21 protein-coding genes are annotated in these 19,127 nt (G+C 67.6%); 13 read left to right on the plus strand and 8 right to left on the minus strand.

Features of this window, described 5'->3' with window-relative positions; genetic code table 11:
• Positions 1 to 55: 55 nt before the first annotated feature.
• Genes ACAM57_RS11915 through ACAM57_RS11930 form a run of 4 tightly spaced genes read left to right on the plus strand, consistent with a single transcriptional unit; the run spans position 56 to position 3,612 of the window.
• Positions 56 to 1,231 carry a CaiB/BaiF CoA transferase family protein gene (locus tag ACAM57_RS11915; protein ID WP_369661782.1) on the plus strand — a complete coding sequence of 392 codons (1,176 nt, stop codon included), beginning with the start codon at positions 56 to 58 and terminating at the stop codon, positions 1,229 to 1,231.
• On the plus strand, positions 1,228 to 2,217 hold the full coding sequence (locus ACAM57_RS11920) for a hydroxymethylglutaryl-CoA lyase (RefSeq protein WP_369661783.1): 990 nt from the start codon (positions 1,228 to 1,230) through the stop codon (positions 2,215 to 2,217). The genes ACAM57_RS11915 and ACAM57_RS11920 overlap by 4 nt, the downstream gene beginning before the upstream one ends.
• The gene (locus tag ACAM57_RS11925; RefSeq protein ID WP_369661784.1) at positions 2,214 to 2,594 is read left to right on the plus strand and encodes a VOC family protein; all 381 of its coding nucleotides are present in this window, start codon (positions 2,214 to 2,216) and stop codon (positions 2,592 to 2,594) included. The genes ACAM57_RS11920 and ACAM57_RS11925 overlap by 4 nt, the downstream gene beginning before the upstream one ends.
• A 49-nt stretch (positions 2,595 to 2,643) precedes the next feature.
• Positions 2,644 to 3,612: a Bug family tripartite tricarboxylate transporter substrate binding protein gene (locus tag ACAM57_RS11930; RefSeq protein WP_369661785.1), complete on the plus strand. Its 969-nt coding sequence runs from the start codon at positions 2,644 to 2,646 to the stop codon at positions 3,610 to 3,612.
• 53 nt (positions 3,613 to 3,665) lie between these two features.
• Here ACAM57_RS11930 and ACAM57_RS11935 read toward each other — a convergent pair whose 3' ends face one another.
• Entirely contained in the window at positions 3,666 to 3,812 is a 147-nt protein-coding gene (locus ACAM57_RS11935) for a hypothetical protein (protein ID WP_301509455.1), read from the minus strand.
• A gap of 216 nt (positions 3,813 to 4,028) precedes the next feature.
• On the opposite strand from ACAM57_RS11935, the gene ACAM57_RS11940 reads away from it, so the two are divergent.
• Entirely contained in the window at positions 4,029 to 4,520 is a 492-nt protein-coding gene (locus tag ACAM57_RS11940; RefSeq protein WP_184636968.1) for a GNAT family N-acetyltransferase, read from the plus strand.
• On the opposite strand, the gene ACAM57_RS11945 is transcribed toward ACAM57_RS11940, so the two are convergent.
• Positions 4,517 to 5,083, minus strand: coding sequence for a LuxR C-terminal-related transcriptional regulator (locus ACAM57_RS11945; protein ID WP_126021958.1), 567 nt, complete (start codon positions 5,081 to 5,083; stop codon positions 4,517 to 4,519). The two genes, ACAM57_RS11940 and ACAM57_RS11945, sit on opposite strands and share 4 nt — an antisense overlap.
• 113 nt (positions 5,084 to 5,196) lie before the next feature.
• Here ACAM57_RS11945 and ACAM57_RS11950 point away from each other — a divergent pair, with 113 nt between their 5' ends.
• From ACAM57_RS11950 to ACAM57_RS11960, 3 genes are all read left to right on the plus strand, one after another.
• Entirely contained in the window at positions 5,197 to 6,000 is an 804-nt protein-coding gene (locus ACAM57_RS11950) for a CoA transferase subunit A (protein ID WP_126021959.1), read from the plus strand.
• Position 6,001: 1 nt separating this feature from the next.
• Complete coding sequence (locus ACAM57_RS11955) at positions 6,002 to 6,640, plus strand: 3-oxoacid CoA-transferase subunit B (protein WP_126021960.1); 639 nt, start codon at positions 6,002 to 6,004, stop codon at positions 6,638 to 6,640.
• Between the two features lie 73 nt (positions 6,641 to 6,713).
• A complete protein-coding gene (locus ACAM57_RS11960; RefSeq protein WP_369661786.1) occupies positions 6,714 to 7,787 on the plus strand; it encodes a DUF4241 domain-containing protein in 1,074 nt (357 codons plus the stop codon).
• Between the two features lie 3 nt (positions 7,788 to 7,790).
• Here the strand turns inward: ACAM57_RS11960 and ACAM57_RS11965 are convergent, their stop codons facing one another.
• Complete coding sequence (locus ACAM57_RS11965) at positions 7,791 to 8,960, minus strand: pyridoxal phosphate-dependent aminotransferase (protein ID WP_369661787.1); 1,170 nt, start codon at positions 8,958 to 8,960, stop codon at positions 7,791 to 7,793.
• 41 nt (positions 8,961 to 9,001) lie between these two features.
• A complete protein-coding gene (locus tag ACAM57_RS11970; protein ID WP_369661788.1) occupies positions 9,002 to 9,964 on the minus strand; it encodes a LysR family transcriptional regulator in 963 nt (320 codons plus the stop codon).
• Positions 9,965 to 10,125: 161 nt separating this feature from the next.
• On the opposite strand from ACAM57_RS11970, the gene ACAM57_RS11975 reads away from it, so the two are divergent.
• The 4 genes from ACAM57_RS11975 (at position 10,126) to mmsB (ending at position 15,121) form a co-directional block, all read left to right on the plus strand.
• Positions 10,126 to 11,649: a CoA-acylating methylmalonate-semialdehyde dehydrogenase gene (locus ACAM57_RS11975; protein WP_369661789.1), complete on the plus strand. Its 1,524-nt coding sequence runs from the start codon at positions 10,126 to 10,128 to the stop codon at positions 11,647 to 11,649.
• Positions 11,650 to 11,664: 15 nt separating this feature from the next.
• Positions 11,665 to 12,819 (plus strand): acyl-CoA dehydrogenase family protein, encoded by a 1,155-nt coding sequence (locus tag ACAM57_RS11980; RefSeq protein WP_369661790.1) that lies wholly within the window; start codon positions 11,665 to 11,667, stop codon positions 12,817 to 12,819.
• 142 nt (positions 12,820 to 12,961) lie between these two features.
• Positions 12,962 to 14,077 (plus strand): enoyl-CoA hydratase/isomerase family protein, encoded by a 1,116-nt coding sequence (locus ACAM57_RS11985; RefSeq protein ID WP_369661791.1) that lies wholly within the window; start codon positions 12,962 to 12,964, stop codon positions 14,075 to 14,077.
• Positions 14,078 to 14,224: 147 nt separating this feature from the next.
• Positions 14,225 to 15,121, plus strand: a complete 897-nt coding sequence (gene mmsB / locus ACAM57_RS11990; protein ID WP_369661792.1) for a 3-hydroxyisobutyrate dehydrogenase — start codon at positions 14,225 to 14,227, stop codon at positions 15,119 to 15,121.
• Positions 15,122 to 15,140: 19 nt separating this feature from the next.
• Here the strand turns inward: mmsB and ACAM57_RS11995 are convergent, their stop codons facing one another.
• Positions 15,141 to 15,305, minus strand: coding sequence for a hypothetical protein (locus ACAM57_RS11995; protein WP_184636983.1), 165 nt, complete (start codon positions 15,303 to 15,305; stop codon positions 15,141 to 15,143).
• Complete coding sequence (locus ACAM57_RS12000; RefSeq protein WP_369661793.1) at positions 15,302 to 16,600, minus strand: MFS transporter; 1,299 nt, start codon at positions 16,598 to 16,600, stop codon at positions 15,302 to 15,304. The genes ACAM57_RS11995 and ACAM57_RS12000 overlap by 4 nt, the downstream gene beginning before the upstream one ends.
• Before the next feature lie 129 nt (positions 16,601 to 16,729).
• Between ACAM57_RS12000 and gcvA the strand changes: the two genes are divergently transcribed.
• Positions 16,730 to 17,719 (plus strand): transcriptional regulator GcvA, encoded by a 990-nt coding sequence (gene gcvA / locus ACAM57_RS12005; RefSeq protein WP_369661794.1) that lies wholly within the window; start codon positions 16,730 to 16,732, stop codon positions 17,717 to 17,719.
• Here the strand turns inward: gcvA and ACAM57_RS12010 are convergent.
• Entirely contained in the window at positions 17,620 to 18,060 is a 441-nt protein-coding gene (locus ACAM57_RS12010) for a hypothetical protein (RefSeq protein WP_369661795.1), read from the minus strand. The two genes, gcvA and ACAM57_RS12010, sit on opposite strands and share 100 nt — an antisense overlap.
• Before the next feature lie 53 nt (positions 18,061 to 18,113).
• On the minus strand, positions 18,114 to 19,040 hold the full coding sequence (locus ACAM57_RS12015; RefSeq protein ID WP_126021969.1) for a LysR family transcriptional regulator: 927 nt from the start codon (positions 19,038 to 19,040) through the stop codon (positions 18,114 to 18,116).
• Positions 19,041 to 19,127: the final 87 nt, after the last annotated feature.

Here is a 19,127-nt window from a genome sequence, read left to right on the forward strand (position 1 = left end):
TCCGCGATCCGTTCCTAGAGTCGGGGCCAGCCCAACAAAGGAGACGGACGCGGACATGAATGCACTCGAAGGCCTGAAGGTGCTGGAGCTCGGCCAGCTCATCGCCGGCCCCTTCGCCGGCAAGACGCTGGCGGAGTTCGGCGCCGACGTGATCAAGGTCGAGCCGGCCGGCGTCGGTGATCCGCTGCGCAAGTGGCGGCTGCTGCGCGACAACGGAACCTCGGCGTGGTGGGAAGTCCAGTCGCGCAACAAGCGCTCGGTGTGCCTGGACCTGCGCAGCGCCGAAGGACAGGAGGCCGTGCGCGCGCTGGCACTCGAGGCCGACGTGCTGATCGAGAACTTCAAGCCCGGCACGCTCGAAGGCTGGGGGCTGGGCTGGGAAGCGCTGCATGCGCTGAACCCCCGGCTCATCATGCTGCGCATCTCGGGCTACGGGCAGACCGGGCCCTACCGCGACAAGCCCGGCTTCGGTGTGCTCGGCGAATCGATGGGCGGGCTGCGCTACCTGAGCGGCGAGCCGGGCCGGGTGCCGGTGCGCGTGGGGGTTTCTCTGGGAGATACGCTGGCGGCGTTGCATGGCGTGATCGGCGTGCTGACCGCGCTGCACCATCGCACCGCCCATGGCGGCGAGGGCCAGTTCATCGACGTGGCGCTCTACGAGTCGGTCTTCAACGTGATGGAAAGCCTGTTGCCCGAATACGACGCCTTCGGTGCCGTGCGCGAGCGGGCCGGCAGCGCGCTGCCGGGCATCGCGCCGACCAATGCCTACCGCTGCGAGGACGGCCACTACGTGCTGGTGGCCGGCAACGGCGACAGCATCTTCCGCCGGCTGATGCGCGCCATCGGCCGCGAGGACCTGGAGAACGACCCCGGGCTGGTGCACAACGACGGCCGCGTGCAGCGCGTGGATGAGATCGACGCCGCCATCGAGGCATGGACGCTGCAGCGCAGCCGTGACGAGGTGCTGGCCGCGCTCGATGCGGCGGGCGTGCCGGTCGGGCGCATCTACACCGTGGCCGACATCGCGAGCGACCCGCAGTACCTGGCGCGCGAAATGATCGTGGAGGTACCGACCTCGGACGGCAGCACGCTGAAGGTGCCGGGCGTGGTGCCCAAGCTCAGCGCCACGCCGGGGCGCATCGCGCACCCTGCGCCACGGCTGGGCGAGCATGACGGCGATCTGCACGGTGCCGGATGGCCGGCGCGGCGCGTGGAAGGATTGGCGGCATGAAGGCGGGCAACGGCACGCGGCTGTTCGTCAACGAGGTCGCGACGCGCGACGGCTTCCAGATGGAGAGCCGCTTCATTCCCACGGACGACAAGATCGCGCTGATCGACCGGCTCAGCGGCCTGGGCTACGCGAAGATCGAAGTCACGTCGTTCACCTCGGCGAAGGCGATTCCCGCACTGCGCGATGGCGAGGAGGTGATGAATCGCATCGCCCGCCGGCCAGGCCTGGTCTACACCGCGCTGGTGCCAAACCTGCGAGGGGCGGAGCGCGCGCTGGAGAGCCGCATCGGCGAGTTCAATATCGTCATGTCGGTGAGCGAGACGCACAACCTCGCCAACCTGCGCATGACGAGGGAGCAGTCGTTCGCGCAGCTGGCCGGCGTCATCGCGCTGGCGAAGAAGGCCGGGGTGCCGGTGAACGTGTCGCTGTCATGCGTGTTCGGTTGCCCGATGGAAGGCGAAGTGCCGCTCGTGACGGTGCAAGGCTGGATCGACCGCTTCGCCGCGCTCGAGGTGCAGGGCATCACGCTGTGCGACACGACGGGCATGGCCTATCCGACGCAGGTGCGGGAGGTCTGCGAATCCGTGCTGGCGAGCCACCAGGCGCTGGAATGGACGGCCCACTTCCACAACACGCGCGGCATGGGCCTCGTGAATACCGTGGCGGCGGTGGAGGCCGGCATGCGCCGGCTCGACATGTCGCTCGGAGGCATCGGCGGCTGCCCCTACGCGCCGGGTGCGACAGGCAATGTGGCGACCGAGGACGTGGTCCACATGCTGCAGTGCATGGGCTATGACACCGGCATGCACCTGGAGGGCCTGATCGCCGCTGCGGCGGAACTGGAAGCGCTGGTGCGGCACGAGCTGCCGGCCCAGGTCTCGCGCGCAGGCCATCGGCTGACGCGGCATGCGCCCCCGCCGGACTTCGACGACATCATCATCCGCGCCCGGGAGCGCGGCCAAGCGCACAAGGAGCTGCAACCATGATCGACCACTTGGACCACCTCGTGCTGACCACCTCGCACGAGGAAGCCTGCATCCGCTTCTATGTCGACGTGATGGGCATGTCGCTGGAGAGCTTCGGCGCCGGCCGCAAGGCCTTTCGCTTCGGCAACCAGAAGATCAACCTGCATGTGAAGGGCCACGAGTTCGAGCCCAAGGCGCAGCTGCCGACGCCCGGCTCGCTGGACCTGTGCTTCATCGCCAGCGTGCCGCTCGACGAGGTCGTCGTGCGGCTCGGCGAGAAGGGCGTGCCGATCCTCGAAGGGCCGGTGATGCGCACGGGAGCCGCCTCGCGCATCCGTTCGGTCTATGTGCGCGACCCCGACCAGAACCTGATCGAGATCTCGGAGCTGTCGCCCTGAAGCGAAGCCCCAAGAACAGCCAGCAATACAAAACCACCGGAGACAAACCATGAAACCCATCCACCGCCTTCTCGTGGTCGGCCTCGTGCTGTCCGCTTCGGCCGCAACCGCCGCGGACGCCTGGCCCTCGAAACCGATCACCATGGTCGTGCCGACCGCGCCGGCCGGCTCGACCGACATCATGGCGCGGCTGGTCGGCGACCCGCTGCAGCGCGCGCTGGGCCAGCCTGTCGTCATCGACAACAAGCCCGGCGCCAGCGGCAACATCGGCACCGAGTTCGTGGCGCGCGCCGCGCCCGACGGCTACACGCTGTTGATGCAGTACTCGGGCTACCACGTCGGCAATCCCTCGCTCTACCCGAACATCCGGTGGAGCCCCACGAAGGACTTCGTGCCGGTGGCGATGGTGATGCGCGCGCCGCACGTGGTCGCGGTGAGCGGCAAGCTGCCGGTGAAGTCGATGAAGGAACTCATCGAGTACGGCAAGAAGAAGGAGGGCGGGCTCTTCTTCGCGTCCTCGGGCAACGGCTCGATCCAGCACATCGCGGGCGAACTGCTCTCGCGGCAGACGAAACAGGCGATGACACACGTGCCTTACAAGGGCTCGGGGCCGGCGATCAACGACCTGATCTCGGGCAACGTCGACATGTTCATCACCACGCCGCCCTCGGTCATCGGCCATTTCGCGGGTGGGCGCATCAAGCCGCTGGCGTACACGGGCAGCAAGCGGCATCCGTCGATGCCCGACGTGCCGACCTCGGCCGAGGCGGGACTGCCGGGCTACGAGGTGGAATCGTGGTTCGCGGTGTTCGCGCCGGCGAAGACGCCGCCCGAGGTCGTCAACAGGCTCAGCGCGGAACTCCGCAAGATCGTGGAGAGCGAAGCCTTCCGCAGGAAGGTGGACGAGCAGGGCGCCTTCGCGACCTACATGGACCCGCCGACGCTGGCGAAATTCGTCGACCAGGAGTTGGCTGCATGGTCGAAGGTGATCAAGTCGGCTGACATCAAGCCCGATTGATCGGGCCTTGTGGTGCCGGTGCCCTCCGCCCGGCCTGCCACGGATACGACCGGCTACAGCTTGACGTTGATGATCGACAGGATGATCGCGGAGAGCGTCATCGCGACGGGCAGCTTCCGCACGGCGAGCGCATGGGCGCGGGCGACGGAAGCCTGCGTCTGAAGCAGAAGGCTGCGTTCGGAATGGATGGGTGTGGACATTTCGGACTCCTGTGTGGTTGCGGGCTTGTTGCCCTGATGGCCTCCACGATAGGCTTCGCAGCCTGCCGTGGCGCGGGCGTTTCGAGGACACGGCGTTTCCGTTTTCGCAACGATCCGTCGGCGTTCGGCCGGAACTTCAGGCTGTTTCTGCGGATCGGCGACGCTTCGTGTGGCGCGAGAATCCGGCCGACAACCGATGAAAGCAGACAGAAATAGATGACGAGCAAGAAGGCGGCGCTCCGGCCGCGGATACGCCGTGCCACCCCCGACGACTCGACCCCATGGCCGCTGCTGCTGGCCGCCGATGGCCCGCGCGCCGAGATCCGCAAGTACCTGTCGCGCGGCGAGCTCTGGCTGGCGGAAGCTGCCGGCCGGGCCGTCGGCCAGATGGTGCTGCTCGAAACCCGCATCGGCACCTGGGAAATCATGAACATCGCGGTGAGCGACGAGCTGCGCGGCCAGGGTGTGGGCACAGCGCTGCTGCGCAAGGCGAAGGCGCTGGCCGTGGAACGGGGCGCACACCTGCTCGAAGTCGGCACGGGCAACAGCAGCCTGCGCGAGCTGGCCTTCTACCAGCGCTTCGGCTTCCGCATCGCCGGGGTGGATCGCGACTTCTTCGTGCGCCGCGCAGCCGGCGGCAGGCTGCAGAAGCAGGACGGCATCGTGCTGCGCGACATGGTGCGCCTGCGCATCGAGCTCGCCGATTAACCGGCGATCAGCTTCTGCACCAGCTCGGCCGTGGTCGCGGCCGCGTACTTGCGCATCAGCCGGGCCCGGTGCAGTTCCACCGTGCGGTGGCTGATGCCCAGCGCCTTGCCGATCTCCTTGGAAGTCAGCCCGCGCATCACCTGCGCGGCCACCTCGCGCTCGCGCGGCGTGAGCTCTGCCTTCACGGCGCGGCGCGAGCCCAGGTCCTCGAAGGTCCAGATGCCGGCCTCGTGCGGGGCGGCGCGGTTCATGGCGTGGCCGGTGACGTGGCACCAGAAGGTTTCGCCGGCGATGGCGCCGTGCAGCCCGCCGAGCCGCTTCATCATGCGGTTGTCGGCGTAGTGCCCGCTGGCATTCAGAAAGGGCTCCATGCGCTTGCCGATGCGCTCGAACTCGGCCACGCTGGGGTAGAGGATGCTGAACGAATGCCCGACCAGCGCGGAGGGCGTTGCGCCGAAGATCTCGCAGACGCGCAGGTTGCACGCCACGATGGTGCGGTTGCTCGACACCACCATGCCGACGGGGGCGTGTTCAAAGGCCAGCCGGTAATCGATCTCGGGCATCGGGGGTCACCATTACGAAATACTACGTATGCGGGTACGTAGTATCGTTCAGGCCTCTTCCTCCGGCTTTTTTCCTGCTTCCACCTCTCTCATTCATCCATCAAGGAGCACGAGTGAACAAGATTTTTCCCACCGCTGACGCGGCACTCAAGGGAGTCGTCGCCGACGGGCAGATGCTCGCGGTCGGCGGCTTCGGCCTCTGCGGCATTCCCGAAGCGCTGATCGACGCGCTCAAGGACTCCGGCGTGCAGAACCTCACCGTCATCTCCAACAACGCGGGCGTCGACGGTTTCGGCCTCGGCAAGCTGCTGGAGACGCGCCAGATCAAGAAGATGATCGCGTCCTACGTCGGCGAGAACAAGGAGTTCGAGCGCCAGTACCTCGCGGGCGAGCTGGCCCTCGAATTCACGCCGCAGGGCACGCTGGCCGAGAAGCTGCGCGCCGGCGGCGCCGGCATTCCGGCCTTCTTCACCAAGACCGGCGTGGGCACCCAGGTTGCCGAAGGCAAGGAGCTGCGCGAGTTCGACGGCGAAACCTACGTCATGGAACGCTCGCTGGTGCCCGACGTGGCGCTGGTGAAGGCCGACGTGGCCGACAAGTCGGGCAACCTGCGCTTCCGCCTCACGGCGCGCAACTTCAACCCGGCTGCCGCCATGGCCGGCAAGATCTGCATCGTCGAGGTCGAGAAGATCGTCGAGGTGGGCGAGCTGGCCCCCGACGACATCCACCTGCCAGGCATCTACGTGCACCGCATCGTGCTCAACGCGAACCCCGAGAAGCGCATCGAGAAGCGCACCGTGAGCGCATCGGTCGATGCCGCCGCCGCGAAGGTCGAGGCCCAGACCGCCATCGCCGCTGCTGCCGCCGCAGGCAGCGAAGTGCCCGCCAAGGTCGTCAACAAGAAAGAAGGAGCCTGAGATGCCCTGGACCCAAGACCAGATGGCGGCCCGCGCCGCGCAAGAACTCGAAGACGGCTTCTACGTCAACCTCGGCATTGGCATCCCGACGCTGGTGGCCAACCACACCGGCGACAAGGAAGTGTGGCTGCAGAGCGAGAACGGCATGCTCGGCATCGGCCCGTTTCCCACCGAAGACCAGGTCGACGCCGACCTCATCAACGCCGGCAAGCAGACCGTTACCACGCTGCCCGGCTCGGCCATCTTCGGCAGCCATGACAGCTTCGCGATGATCCGCGGCGGCAAGATCAACCTGTCGATCCTGGGCGCGATGCAGGTCAGCACCAAGGGCGACCTCGCCAACTGGATGATCCCCGGCAAGATGGTCAAGGGCATGGGCGGCGCCATGGACCTCGTGGCCGGCGTGAAGCGCGTGATCGTGCTGATGGAGCACGTCGCGAAGAAGAAGGACGGCACCGAGGACCTGAAGATCCTCGAGAAGTGCACCCTGCCGCTGACCGGCGTGGGCGTGGTCGACCGCATCATCACCGACCTGGCCGTGATGGACGTGGCGCCCGAGGGCCTGAAGGTCGTCGAGCTGGCGCCGGGCGTCACCTTCGACGCGCTGCAGGCCAAGACGGGCGCCAAGCTGATCCAGTAAAGACGGCATCGACCCGACAGCACGCAAGGGCCGCTTTCGCGGCCCTTTCCCGTTGGGGTGAGACACTGGGCGCATGGCTTACCTCGACCTCGAAAACCTGCGCACCGTTTTTCTCGACGACGAGGCGCTGCGCGTGCGGCGCCTGCAGCGGCAGTCCTGCGGGTCGCTCCAGATCACGAGCGGTCGCATCGTGGCGTGCGATCCGCTGGTGCAGCCGGAACGCCCCCCTTTCGTGCGCAGCGTTTCCGGCCGGGGCGCTTTCCCTGCCGAGTTGCTTCAACACGAAGGCCGGCATGCGCTCGCGGTGCTCTGGCTGCGTGATCGCCGCGGACTGCAGCCCGCGGACCTGCACTGGGAACCCGCGCTGCTCGATGGCCAGTCGCAGAATGAGCTGGGCGACGACGAGTTCTATGGCTACCCGGTCGACGCCGGCGTCGGCTGCTTCATGGATGCCGACTGCGCGGCCGCCATCGCCGAGCGCGAGGCGCGCGAATCGTCGGCCAACCCCGACTACGGCAGCTACTACGACGACGTGCTCGACGAAGAACTTGGCAGCAAGGACATGGCCGACCACTACCCGCTGGGCGAGGGCAGCGCGAACAACGTGCTGATCTTCAGCTCGGGCTGGGGTGACGGCAGCTATCCGAGCTTCTGGGCGCTCGACGCCGCCCGCGAGCCGGTGGCGCTGGTGACCGACTTCATGACGATGCAGGGCGGCGATGCGCGCAGCGAGGACGACAAGCGAGACGATGCCTACCTGGCGAGCCTGTCGCCCGAAAGGCTCGCGGCCCTCGAAGCCCTCGGAGCCGCGGCGATCAAGGGCGACGCGGCCGCGATCCGGCCTTTGCTCGACGGCGGGCTCGCGGGGGCCAACGACATCATTCCGTCGCTCGGCGAAACCGCGCTCTTCAGTGCGATCCGCATGAACCAGCTCGAAGCCTTGCGCGTGCTGCTGGGTAGCGCACCGTGCCCCGCCATGCCCGAGCATCTGCGCATCGAAGGCAAGGCGGAAAGCTACTCGGCCTTTGCGCGATGGCTCAAGAAGCCGCGCGTGCCGGGGCTGGTCGAGCTGCTCGAACAGGCTGAGGCCGCTGCGGCTGCTGAACCTGCAGGGGGCAAGAGTCTCTGGAAGCGCCTCTTTTCCTGAGCGTCAGGCCCCCAGCGCCGCCCGCACCTTGTCCCCCAACCCCCGCAGCCGCTCCACCGGCTCGTTGGAAAACACGAAGCGCAGGTACTGCGCACTGTGCGTCTCTCCCCAGCCCTTCATCGCGGTGGCGCAGACGCGGTGCGCCAGCAGGCGTTCCGACAGCGTCTGCCCGTCGATGCCGAAGTCGCTGGTGCGCAGCAGCAGCGACCAGCCGCCGCCGGGTACGCCCACCGGCAGGCCCTTGAGCTCGTCGAGCACGGTGTCGCGCCGTCGCTCCAGTTCGGCGACGTAGGGAGCGAGCGTGTGCGCCGATTGCTCCAGCGCAGTCGCCACCGCGTCCTGCGCGATGCCCACCGGCACCACCACGTTGGCGAGCGACACGGCCACGAGGTCGGGCATGTAGCTCTCGGGCGCCACGGTCCAGCCGACGCGCCAGCCGATCATGCGCAACTCTTTGGCGGATGAGCCCACCGTGATGGTGCGTTCGGCCATGCCGGGCAGGCCAGCCGGGTGGATGACCTTGCGGCCGTCGTACAGCAGGCGCTCCATCGCGGTGTCGAGGATGAGCGTGAGGTCGTGCCGCACGCACAGCGCGGCGATGGCGCGCCAGTCTTCCTCGTCGAAGCAGCCGCCTGTGGGCATCGAGGGCGACATCAGCAGCATGGTGCGCACGCGCGGGCCGATGGCGGCTTGCAGCGCCTCGCGGTCGAGCTTCCATTCGCCGCCGGGCGTGAACCTGAAGGGCACGTATTTCGGCGTGCCGCCCGCGAGGCGGATGCGATTGAGCAGGCCCGCGTAGGTCGGGTCGGTCACCAGCACCTCGTCGCCGACCTCGACGGTGGCGAGCAGCGCATTGAGGATGCCCGAGAGGCCGCCGGCCGAGATCACGCAGTTGCGCGCGCCGCTGTATTCCACGCCCGAGAGCGCCGACACATGCCGCGCCGCCACGTCGCGCAGGCGCGACTGGCCGATGAAAGGCAGGTAGCTGTTGTCGGGGTCGAACGATGCCGCGTGCACGGTGCGCGCGACGGCCTCGGGGTCGGGCGGGATGTCGACGTCGAGGTTCTCCAGCCGCAGGAAGGAGGGGCCGTCGGCGTCGTCGGCGATCGCGCCCATGCGGTCGACGCCGATGCCGGCGATGTGTTCGAGGCGGGCGGGGCGGTGGCGTGGCATGGGCGTGTCTCCAGGCTCCGTGTAGGGGATTGCGTTGCTCGTTAGGGGGGTGGTGGCTTGCGCGGGCGGGCCGGGCGCTGCGGCGGGCCGCTTGCGCCATTTTCTTCGCCGGGCGGCTGCAGGAGCAACAGCGGCTGCTGCTCCTGCACCGTCTCGCGCAGGAAGTTCCACACCGCCTGCATGCGCGCGAGGTGCTTGGTCTCCGCCGGCATCGACATCCAGAAGGTGCGCGTGAAGTTCGCCTGCCCCGGCAGCACGGGGCGCAGCGCGGTGTCGTGTTCGGCGATGAAGGCCGGCAGCACCGCGATGCCCGCGCCCGCCGCCACCGCGCTGTGCTGCGCGAGCACGCTGGTGCTGCGCAGCGCGAAGGCGTCGGGGCGGTGCAGTTCGTCGAGGTACTGCAGCTCCTTGCTGAAGAGCAGGTCGTCCACGTAGCTGATGAAAGTGTGGCCGCGCAGGTCCTCACGCGTGCGGATGGGCTTGTGCGCCGACAGGTACTGCTTCGACGCGTACAGACGCAGCGTGTAGTCGGTGAGCTTGGCGACCACCACCGGCCCGCGCGCCGGGCGTTCGAGCGAGATCACGATGTCGGCCTCGCGCCGCGACAGGTGCACGAGGCGCGGCATGGCCAGCAAGTCGATGGTGAGCTTCGGGTGCCGCACCGCGAACGACGCTAGCTGCGGCGCCAGCACCACCGTGCCGAAGCCCTCGGTGGCGCCGATGCGCACCAGCCCCGAAAGGCCTTCCTGCGAGGCCGGAGCGGTGCTTTCCACAGCCTGGAACGCACTCTCCATCGCCTCGACCTGCGGCTGCAGCCTGCGGCCCGCCTCGGTGAGCCGGTGGCCGCCCGATTCGCGCGAGAACAGTGGCGCCCCGACTTCCTTTTCGAGCGCCTGGATCCGGCGCGCCACCGTGGTGTGGTCGACCTCCAGCCGCCGCGCCGCGCTCATCAGCGTGCCCGAGCGGGCCAGCTCCAGGAAGTACCGCAGGTTGTCCCAGTCCATGTGCTTTCGTGCCTCGGGTGGTCTCGAATGGAAGGCTCTGCATTTTTGCAAAGTCGCCGCGCAATTTTGTCTATTGTCATGGCAAATCTGCAAAGCTAGGATGCGTCACCGCCCCGGCCCGTCCGGCGCCGCTTTCACAGGATTCACAGGAGACAAACCCCATGGACGCCACCACCACGCCCTCGACCCAGGTCGCCACCGTCAAGCTGCTGATCGGCGGTAAGCTGGTCGAATCGAAGACCACCGAATGGCGCGACGTCGTCAACCCCGCCACGCAGGAAGTGCTGGCGCGCGTGCCCTTCGCCACGCAGGCGGAGCTCGACGCCGCCGTCGCTTCCGCCAAGGAGGCCTTCAAGACCTGGCGCAAGACGCCCATCGGCGCCCGCGCGCGCATCTTCTTCAAGCTGCAGCAGCTCATCCGCGAGAACATGGGCGAACTCGCCGCGATCCTCACGGCCGAGCAGGGCAAGACGCTGCCCGACGCGGAAGGCGATGTGTTCCGCGGCCTCGAAGTGGTCGAGCACGCATCGAACATCGGCAACCTGCAGCTGGGCGAACTGGCCAACAACGTGGCCAACGGCGTCGACACCTACACGCTGCTGCAGCCGCTGGGCGTGTGCGCCGGCATCACGCCGTTCAACTTCCCGGCCATGATCCCGCTGTGGATGTTCCCGATGGCCATCGTCACCGGCAACACCTTCGTGCTGAAACCCTCCGAGCAGGACCCGATGGTCACCATGCGCCTGTGCGAACTGGCGCTCGAAGCCGGTGTTCCGCCCGGCGTGCTGAACGTGGTGCATGGCGGTGAAGCCATCGTCAACGGCATCTGCGACCACAAGGACATCAAGGCGATCAGCTTCGTGGGCTCCACCAAGGTCGGCACGCACGTCTACAACCGCGCCACGCTGGCCGGCAAGCGTGTGCAATGCATGATGGGTGCGAAGAACCACGCCATCGTGATGCCCGACGCCAACAAGGAGCAGACGCTCAACGCACTGGCCGGCGCCAGTTTCGGCGCCGCGGGCCAGCGCTGCATGGCGGTGTCGGTGGCGGTGCTGGTGGGCGAGGCGCGCAACTGGGTGCCCGAGCTGATCGAGAAGGCGAAGACGCTGAAGATCGGCGCCGGTACCGAGAAGGGCGTGGACGTGGGCCCGCTGGTGTCGTGCGCCGCGTATGACCGCGTGAACGGCCTCATCGAACGCGGCGAAGCCGGCGGCGCCAAGCTGGTGCTCGACGGCCGCAAGCCCACCGTGCCCGGCTACGAGAAGGGCAACTTCGTCGGCCCGACGATCTTCACCGGCGTGAAGCCCGGCATGACCATCTACGACCAGGAAATCTTCGGCCCCGTGCTGTGCATCGCCGACGCCGAGAACATCGACGAGGCCATCGACCTGATCAACAGCAATCCGAACGGCAACGGCACCGCGATCTTCACGCAGTCGGGTGCCGCGGCGCGCCGCTTCCAGGAAGACATCGACGTGGGCCAGGTGGGCATCAACGTGCCGATCCCGGTGCCGGTCCCGATGTTCTCGTTCACCGGCTCGCGCGCGTCGAAGCTCGGCGACCTGGGCCCTTACGGCAAGCAGGTGGTGCTGTTCTACACGCAGACCAAGACGGTGACGGCTCGCTGGTTCGACGACAGCACTGTTTCGCACGGCGTCAACACCACGATCAGCCTCAAGTAAGAAGAAGCCCGGCGGATGGACTTCGAACTTTCCGAGGAGCAGCGCGCCTTCGCCGAGACGGCGCGCGACTTTGCACAGGCCGAGTTCGCACCGCATGCGGCGCAGTGGGACGCGGAAGCCATCTTTCCGAAAGAGGCCATCGCCAAGGCCGGCGAGCTGGGCTTCTGCGGGCTGTATGCGCCCGAGCGCATCGGCGGCCTTGGCCTGCCGCGGCTCGATTCCGCGCTGGTGTTCGAGGAGATGGCCGCGGTCGACCCCTCGACCACCGCCTTCATCACCATCCACAACATGGCGACGTGGATGCTCGGCACCTGGGCGACCGACGCGGTGGCGCAGCAGTGGGGCGAGGACCTGACGAGCGGGCGCAAGCTGGCCTCCTACTGCCTGACCGAGCCGGGCGCGGGCTCCGACGCCGGCTCGCTCAAGACGCGCGCGGAGCTGCAGGGCGCCGAGTACGTCATCAACGGCGGCAAGGCCTTCATCTCCGGTGCGGGCTCGACCGACGTGCTGGTGCTGATGGCGCGCACGGGCGGCGCTGGCGCCAGTGGCATCTCGGCCTTCGCGGTGCCGGCCGACGCGCCGGGCATCAGCTACGGCAAGAAGGAGCACAAGATGGGCTGGAACAGCCAGCCCACGCGCACCATCAGCTTCGACAACGTTCGCATTCCCGCGCAGAACCTGCTGGGCAAGGAAGGCGAGGGTTTCCGCATCGCCATGAAGGGGTTGGACGGCGGGCGCATCAACATCGCGACCTGCTCGGTGGGCGCGGCGCAGGGCGCGCTCGACGCGGCGCGCCGCTACCTGCACGAGCGCCAGCAGTTCGGCAAGCCGCTGGCGAGCTTCCAGGCGCTGCAGTTCAAGCTGGCCGACATGGCGACCGAGCTGGTCGCAGCGCGGCAGATGGTTCGGCTCGCGGCCTCCAAGCTCGACGCCGGCCATGCCGACGCCAGCACCTATTGCGCGATGGCCAAGCGCTTCGCGACCGACGCGGGCTTCAACGTCTGCAACGACGCGCTGCAGCTGCACGGCGGCTACGGCTACCTGGGCGAGTTCCCGCTGGAGCGCCTGGTGCGCGACGCGCGCGTGCACCAGATCCTCGAAGGCACCAACGAGATCATGCGCGTGATCGTTGCGCGAAAATTGCTGGAAGGGGACAGCGACATCCGCTGAAGTCCAACTTCAGAACGCAGAAGTCGCGAAGGTTTCGCAAAGGTCGCAGAAAAGACAAAAGAAAATTGATATTCCTTCTGCGACCTTTGCGAAACCTTTGCGGTCTCTGCGTTCGGTTCCCGTATTCAAGCAACCCCAAAACATGACTGACTCAGTAGTTCTCTTCGACGAAATCAAGACCGCCGGCGACCAGCGCTTCGCAGTGGCCACGCTCAACGCACCGGCTTCGCTCAACGCGCTGTCGGTGGACATGGTGCGCCTGCTCACCCCGAAGCTGCGCGAATGGGCCGGTGATGCCGGCATCGTCGGCGTGCTGCTGCAGGCCACGGGCGACAAGGCCTTCTGCGCCGGCGGCGACCTGCGCCAGCTCTACCAGACGCTGCTCGACTGCGGCCCCGCGCGCAACACCTACGCCGAAGACTTCTTCCGCGAGGAGTACGAGCTCGACTACCTGATCCACACCTTCCCCAAGCCCTTCCTGTGCTGGGGCCACGGCATCGTGATGGGCGGCGGCGTGGGCCTGCTGGCCGGCGCCTCGCACCGCGTGATGACGCTGCAAAGCCGCATCGCCATGCCCGAGATCAACATCGGCCTGTACCCCGACGTGGGCGGCAGCTGGTTCCTGCGCCGCACGCCGGGCCGCACAGGGCTCTTCCTGGCGCTCACCGCCGCGAACATCAACGCGGCCGACACCATCTTCTGCGGGCTGGCCGACGCGCTGGTGCCGCAGGAGCGCAAGGGCGAAGTGCTGGAAGCCATCGCCTCGACCCAATGGACCGGCGAGAACAAGGCCGACCGCGCCACGCTGTCGCGCATCCTCGCCAAGGCGGGCGAGGGCGCCGAGATGCCCGCATCGAAGGTGCGCGAGCACTACGACATCATCAACGCGCTGATGGCGGGCGACGACCTGCTCGACATCGCGAAGCGCCTGCGCGATCTGCAGAGCGACGACGCATGGCTGCAGAGCGCGGCCAAGACCTTCGCCAAGGGCGCGCCCAGCTCGGCCGCGCTGAGCTTCGAGCTGTGGCAGCGCGTTCTGCGCATGTCGCTGGCCGAGGTGTTCCGCCTCGAATACTGGGCCTCACTCGGTTTCTGCGCGCACAAGGACTTCGCCGAAGGCATCCGCGCGGTGCTGGTCGACAAGGACCGCAATCCGCGCTGGAGCCCGGCCACGCTCGAGGAGATCACGCCCGCCTTCATCGAAGACCACCTGCGTCCGCGCGGCGAGATGCCGGCGGAGCTGGCATCGCTGAAGTAAATCGGACAGCCGAACGCAGAAGGAAGACAAAAGCTACGCAGAAGTCGCGAAGGAGAAACCTGTTTTTGTGTTTCTTCTGCGACCTCTGCGAAACCTTCGCGACTTCTGCGTTCTGAACCCGTATTCAAACAACCTGGAGACAAAGCAATGAAGATCGCTTTCATCGGCCTGGGCAACATGGGCGGCCCGATGGCCATGAACCTGCACAAGGCCGGCCACGCGCTCGCCGCCTTCGACCTCTCTAAGGAGGCCTGCGCGAAGTTCGGCGCGGATGGCCTGCCCATCGCCAAGTCGGCCAACGAGGCGGTGGCCGATGCCGAGGTCGTCATCAGCATGCTGCCGGCCAGCGCGCACGTCGAGGGCCTGTTCCTGGGCGGTGCCGGCAAGCCCGGCCTGCTCGAGAGCATCCGCGCCGGTTCGCTGGTGATCGACAGCAGCACCATCGCGGCGGCCACCTCGCGCAAGGTCGCCGAAGCGGCTGCCGCCAAGGGCATCGCGATGATCGATGCGCCGGTGTCCGGTGGCACGGGTGGCGCCATCGCAGGCACGCTGACCTTCATGGTCGGCGGCGAGACGCAGGATCTGGAGCGTGCGCGCCCCGTGCTCGAAAAGATGGGCGCGAACATCTTCCACGCCGGCGCGGCCGGAGCGGGGCAGACCGCGAAGATCTGCAACAACATGCTGTTGGGCATTCTGATGATCGGCACTTCCGAAGCGCTGGCGTTGGGCGTGGCCAACGGGCTCGATCCGAAGGTGCTGTCGGAAATCATGCGCCGCAGCTCGGGCGGCAACTGGGCGCTGGAGAAGTACAACCCGATGCCCGGCGTGATGGAGACCGCGCCCGCCTCGAAGAACTATGCCGGTGGCTTCGGCACCGACCTGATGCTCAAGGACCTGGGGCTGGCTCAGGAGAACGCCACTGCCGTGCGCGCGGCCACGCCGTTGGGCGGGCTGGCACGCAGCCTGTATGCGGCCCACAGCCTCGCCGGCCACGGCGCGCTCGATTTTTCGAGCGTGCTGAAGCTGGTGCAGAAGGCTTCCTGAGCCTCCCGCACTTGCCGGTTCAGCTGAAGTGGGACTGAAGCAGCCACAGCAGGCCGAGCACGACAGCGAACAGCACCGCGAACATAACCCAGGCGCGCATGAACGCCTGGGTCTCGGTGAGCTCGGGCTGCGCGTCCGCGGCGGGAGGCGGGCTGACGGTAACGTCGGGTTGCGGTTGTGTCATTTCCCCACTGTACAGCGCAGTTCGCCGGCCGTGGCCGGCTTTGCACGGGCATCCATCCGCGACATCGTCCACATGATGGCGGCCGCCACCAGGTTGGCTCCCACGCTGAACAAGATCGGCAGCAGGTAGCTGCGGCTGATGTCGAAGGCATAGCCCGCGGCGGCCGGACCGACCAGCGTGCCGAAGGCCACGCTGGTGTAGAGCACGCCGATGATCGCGCTGATGTTGCGCCCGCCGAAGTAGTCCATCACCAGCGCCGGCAGCAGCGCGACGAAGCCGCCGTAGAACGCGCCGTAGAAGAAGGCGAACACCGCCAGCCCCCGGAAGCCGTCCGATGAGGCCCACACCAGCAGCGAAAGCGCCATGCCGGTGGACATCAGCAGCATGGTCTGCGCGCGCCCCATGCGGTCGGCAAGCCCGCCCAGGAAGAAACGCCCGGCCGTGCTGCCCACGCCGATGGCCCCCAGCAGCAGCACCGCCGACGCGTTCGGCACCCCGTGGTCCAGCGCATAGGGCACCAGGTGCACGAAGGGCACGAACAGGCCGAACGAGCTGATGAGGCAGGCTACGTACAGGCCGGCGAAGCGCCGCGAGCGCACGGCGTCGCGCACCGTGAAGCCCTCGGGCCGGGCTGTTTGGGCCTGAGGCTGGGGAGCATCGCCATCCGGCCCCAGGCCACGGTCGCGCGGGTCGTTCTCGATCAGCAGCGCCATGCCCACGCCCACCACCACCGCAAGCACACCCAGCGCCAGGTAGGCGCTGCGCCAGCCCAGCGTCTCGATGAATAGCGATGCCAGCGGCGGCATCACCAGCGTGCCCACGCCGATGCCACTCACTGCCAGCCCCGAAGCGAAGCCGCGCCGCCGGACGAACCAGCGCTGCACCGCGCCCAGCACCGGCACGTACGAAGCGCCGACGCCCAGGCCCACGCCCAGCCCATAGGCGAGGTAGATCTGCGTCAGGCTCCGTGCCTGCCCTGCGAGCGCAAGCCCCAGCCCCACCAGCACCATGCCCGCCACGGCCAGCCGCCGCGAACCCCAGCGGTCGGCCAGCGGCCCGCTGAGCACGCCGAGGCCGAAGTAGAGAAAGCCCGCCAGCGAGAACACCAGCGACACCGACCCGCGCGAGGCGCCGAAGTCCTTCTGCAGCGATTCGAGAAAGGCGCTGAAGGTGTAGGCGCAGCCGAAGCCCACGAAGGTCACGGCAAAGGCGCCCGCGACCACCAGCCAGCCTCGGAAAAGGCCCGCGCCTTGCTGCGATGCGGAAGAAGGCTGGCTCGGAGGTGTGGTCTTCATGCGGGTGTCCGGATCAAAATATCTAAGCTCGCGAGACTCGTTCTGGCCACGCGGATGACGATATTCCCTCTTTGCTATCTGCGGCACAAACCAGAATTTCTGCCTCTTTCGAATCAGTCTGGCTAAACGATGGAACACCAGCTCCCACCGCTCAACGCACTGCGCGCCTTCGAGGCCACCGCGCGCCATCTGTCGGTGAAGAACGCGGCCGACGAGCTCTGCGTGACGCCGGGCGCCGTGAGCCAGCTCGTCAAGGCGCTGGAGCTGCACCTGGGCGTGCAGCTGTTCCGCCGCGTCAACCGGGGCATCTTTCTGACCGACGCGGGCCAGGCCTACCTGCCGCCGGTGCGCAATGCGTTCAGGCAGATCAGCGATGCGACGCAGAAGCTGGCCGTGCCCGCCGAGAGCGGCCTGCTCACCGTGAGCACCACGCCGTTTTTCGCCTCGGCGTGGCTGGTGCCGAGGCTCAAGTCATTCCAGAAGGCACATCCCGACATCGACCTGCAGGTGCAGGCGAGCAACGCGCTGGCCGATTTCTCGCGCGACGGCGTGGATGTCGCCATTCGCCACGGCACGGGCCATTACCCGGGGCTCGTCAGCCAATGCGTGCTGACCGTCGAGGTTGTTCCCGTTGCTGCGCCTTCGCTGGTGGCCGAGCTGGGCAAGCCCGCGAAGCCGGCCGATCTGCTGCGCTGGCCGCGCGTGAACGACGCGCAGCGCAAGGGCTGGCGCCTGTGGTTCACGGCGCAGGGCGTGGCCGATACGGGCCCGGTGCGCGGACCGTCCTTCGACGATGCTGGCCTTTTGCTGGGGGCTGTGCAGACCGGGCAGGGCGTCGCCTTGCTGCCGGCTGCACTGGTGGCGAGCGATGTGGCCGAGGGCAGGCTGGTGCGTCTCTTCAAGGCCGCGCTGCTCGACGGCTTTGCCTACCACCTCGTGTATCCGCCGGCCAGCCACGAACGGCCGAAGGTGGCGGCCCTCCGTTCATGGCTCGCTGAGGCGATGGGCGACTGCGGCGCTCAGGCCGCTGCGAGAAAGACCCCGGCGTCGCCGCCCTCGCACTTCCAGTCGGCGAAGACGCCGACGAGGCTGCAGCTGGTGCAGCGGCAGCCGAGGTAGTACCAGCGCACGTCGTTGCTGTCGGTGTAGAGCGCCACGCCCGACAGCAGCTCGAAGCTTTCCTCGCCGCAGACGCATTCATGGCCTTCGAACTCGGCTTCGTCCGCGTATTCGGCGGCGTCGCCCATCAGGTGCATATTGCCGCAGGCCGTGCAGGTGCGGCGGGCCGCGCCGGTCTCCTCGTCGCTTTCCAGACCGAACACGCGATGGCCGCAGATGCATGCCGATGCGGCGAAGCGGGTGGCAGGGTACTTGTTGGCCTTGCTGTAGCGCTGGATCTCGGCTTGCGTGTCTTCGGGGCCGTCGCCGTACCAGTAGCGGCCTTTCTTCTTCAGAGCCATGCGGTCTTCCTTTTTCCTCTGTTCGGTGTACGGCAGATTCTGGCGCGCGCCAGCTACAGCAGCTCGATGCCCGGCAGGCTCTTGAAGCAGCTCTCGCGCGTGATGCGCACGAAGTCGGCGAGCCAGGGCTGTGCCGAGGTGCCCTGTGTGCACGCCATGTAGAGCCGGCCGGTCAGCCCCTTGCTGCCCACGCGGCGCGCGGTGACATAGCCGCGGTCCAGGTAGTTCTGCACCGCCCACAGTGGCAGCGTCGCCACGCCGCGCCCGCTGGCCACCAGCTGCAGCATCGCGACCGTGAGTTCGGTGGTGCGCCGGTGCGCGGGCTCCACGCCGGCGGGGCCGAGCACCTGCCGCACGATGTCGAGCATATCGTCGGGCACCGGGTAGGTGATGAGCGTCTGGTCGGCGAAGTGCCGCGCCGTGAGGTAGGCCTTGGCAACGAGCGGGTGTTCGTTGGCCAGCAGTGCCACGATCTCGAAGCGGAACAGCGCGTGGTAGTCCACGGTTTCGCCGGGGTCCTGCTCGGACACGATGGCCACCTCGGCGCGGTTCTGCATCACCAGCGCGATCGGGTCGGGGTGGAAGCCCGAGACGATGTCGAGTTCGATCTCGGGCCAGCGCTGGCGGAAGGCGTCCATGGCTGGCATGAGCCAGTCGAAGCAGGTGTGGCACTCGACCACGATGCGCAGCTGGCCGCTGCGCCCGAGCGCAAGCCGGGCCACGTCGCGCTCGGCTTCCTCGATGAGCGGCAGCGCGGTGTCGGCCAGCTGAAGCAGCCGCAGGCCGGTGGTGCTGAACTGCGGCGGCACCGACTTGCGCTCGAACAGCTGCGCGCCGTAGCGGTCTTCCAGCAGCTTGATCTGGTGCGACAGCGCCGATTGCGTGAGGTTGAGCAGCTGCGCGGCGCGCACGAGGCTGCCGGTGTCGCGCAGCGCGATGAGCGTGCGCAGGTGGCGTATTTCAAGGATCGATTGCTGCATGGCGGGCTGCATGAAAAATATTCAATCGAATGGGCAAAAGGTTTCGTTTGAATCATATGTCGCAAACGCCGACCATCCCGGATTCCC

This window comes from Variovorax sp. V15, assembly GCF_041154425.1.
GTDB lineage: Bacteria > Pseudomonadota > Gammaproteobacteria > Burkholderiales > Burkholderiaceae_C > Variovorax > Variovorax guangxiensis.

Excerpts from the sequence above, each read along its gene's own strand:
- ACAM57_RS11915 (WP_369661782.1), top strand. The coding sequence starts at position 56 with ATGAATGCACTCGAAGGCCTGAAGGTGCTGGAGCTCGGCCAGCTCATC.
- ACAM57_RS11920 (WP_369661783.1), top strand. The coding sequence starts at position 1,228 with ATGAAGGCGGGCAACGGCACGCGGCTGTTCGTCAACGAGGTCGCGACG.
- ACAM57_RS11925 (WP_369661784.1), top strand. The coding sequence starts at position 2,214 with ATGATCGACCACTTGGACCACCTCGTGCTGACCACCTCGCACGAGGAA.
- ACAM57_RS11930 (WP_369661785.1), top strand. The coding sequence starts at position 2,644 with ATGAAACCCATCCACCGCCTTCTCGTGGTCGGCCTCGTGCTGTCCGCT.
- ACAM57_RS11935 (WP_301509455.1), bottom strand. The coding sequence starts at position 3,812 with ATGTCCACACCCATCCATTCCGAACGCAGCCTTCTGCTTCAGACGCAG.
- ACAM57_RS11940 (WP_184636968.1), top strand. The coding sequence starts at position 4,029 with ATGACGAGCAAGAAGGCGGCGCTCCGGCCGCGGATACGCCGTGCCACC.
- ACAM57_RS11945 (WP_126021958.1), bottom strand. The coding sequence starts at position 5,083 with ATGCCCGAGATCGATTACCGGCTGGCCTTTGAACACGCCCCCGTCGGC.
- ACAM57_RS11955 (WP_126021960.1), top strand. The coding sequence starts at position 6,002 with ATGCCCTGGACCCAAGACCAGATGGCGGCCCGCGCCGCGCAAGAACTC.
- ACAM57_RS11960 (WP_369661786.1), top strand. The coding sequence starts at position 6,714 with ATGGCTTACCTCGACCTCGAAAACCTGCGCACCGTTTTTCTCGACGAC.
- ACAM57_RS11965 (WP_369661787.1), bottom strand. The coding sequence starts at position 8,960 with ATGCCACGCCACCGCCCCGCCCGCCTCGAACACATCGCCGGCATCGGC.
- ACAM57_RS11970 (WP_369661788.1), bottom strand. The coding sequence starts at position 9,964 with ATGGACTGGGACAACCTGCGGTACTTCCTGGAGCTGGCCCGCTCGGGC.
- ACAM57_RS11975 (WP_369661789.1), top strand. The coding sequence starts at position 10,126 with ATGGACGCCACCACCACGCCCTCGACCCAGGTCGCCACCGTCAAGCTG.
- ACAM57_RS11980 (WP_369661790.1), top strand. The coding sequence starts at position 11,665 with ATGGACTTCGAACTTTCCGAGGAGCAGCGCGCCTTCGCCGAGACGGCG.
- ACAM57_RS11985 (WP_369661791.1), top strand. The coding sequence starts at position 12,962 with ATGACTGACTCAGTAGTTCTCTTCGACGAAATCAAGACCGCCGGCGAC.
- mmsB (WP_369661792.1), top strand. The coding sequence starts at position 14,225 with ATGAAGATCGCTTTCATCGGCCTGGGCAACATGGGCGGCCCGATGGCC.
- ACAM57_RS11995 (WP_184636983.1), bottom strand. The coding sequence starts at position 15,305 with ATGACACAACCGCAACCCGACGTTACCGTCAGCCCGCCTCCCGCCGCG.
- ACAM57_RS12000 (WP_369661793.1), bottom strand. The coding sequence starts at position 16,600 with ATGAAGACCACACCTCCGAGCCAGCCTTCTTCCGCATCGCAGCAAGGC.
- gcvA (WP_369661794.1), top strand. The coding sequence starts at position 16,730 with ATGGAACACCAGCTCCCACCGCTCAACGCACTGCGCGCCTTCGAGGCC.
- ACAM57_RS12010 (WP_369661795.1), bottom strand. The coding sequence starts at position 18,060 with ATGGCTCTGAAGAAGAAAGGCCGCTACTGGTACGGCGACGGCCCCGAA.
- ACAM57_RS12015 (WP_126021969.1), bottom strand. The coding sequence starts at position 19,040 with ATGCAGCAATCGATCCTTGAAATACGCCACCTGCGCACGCTCATCGCG.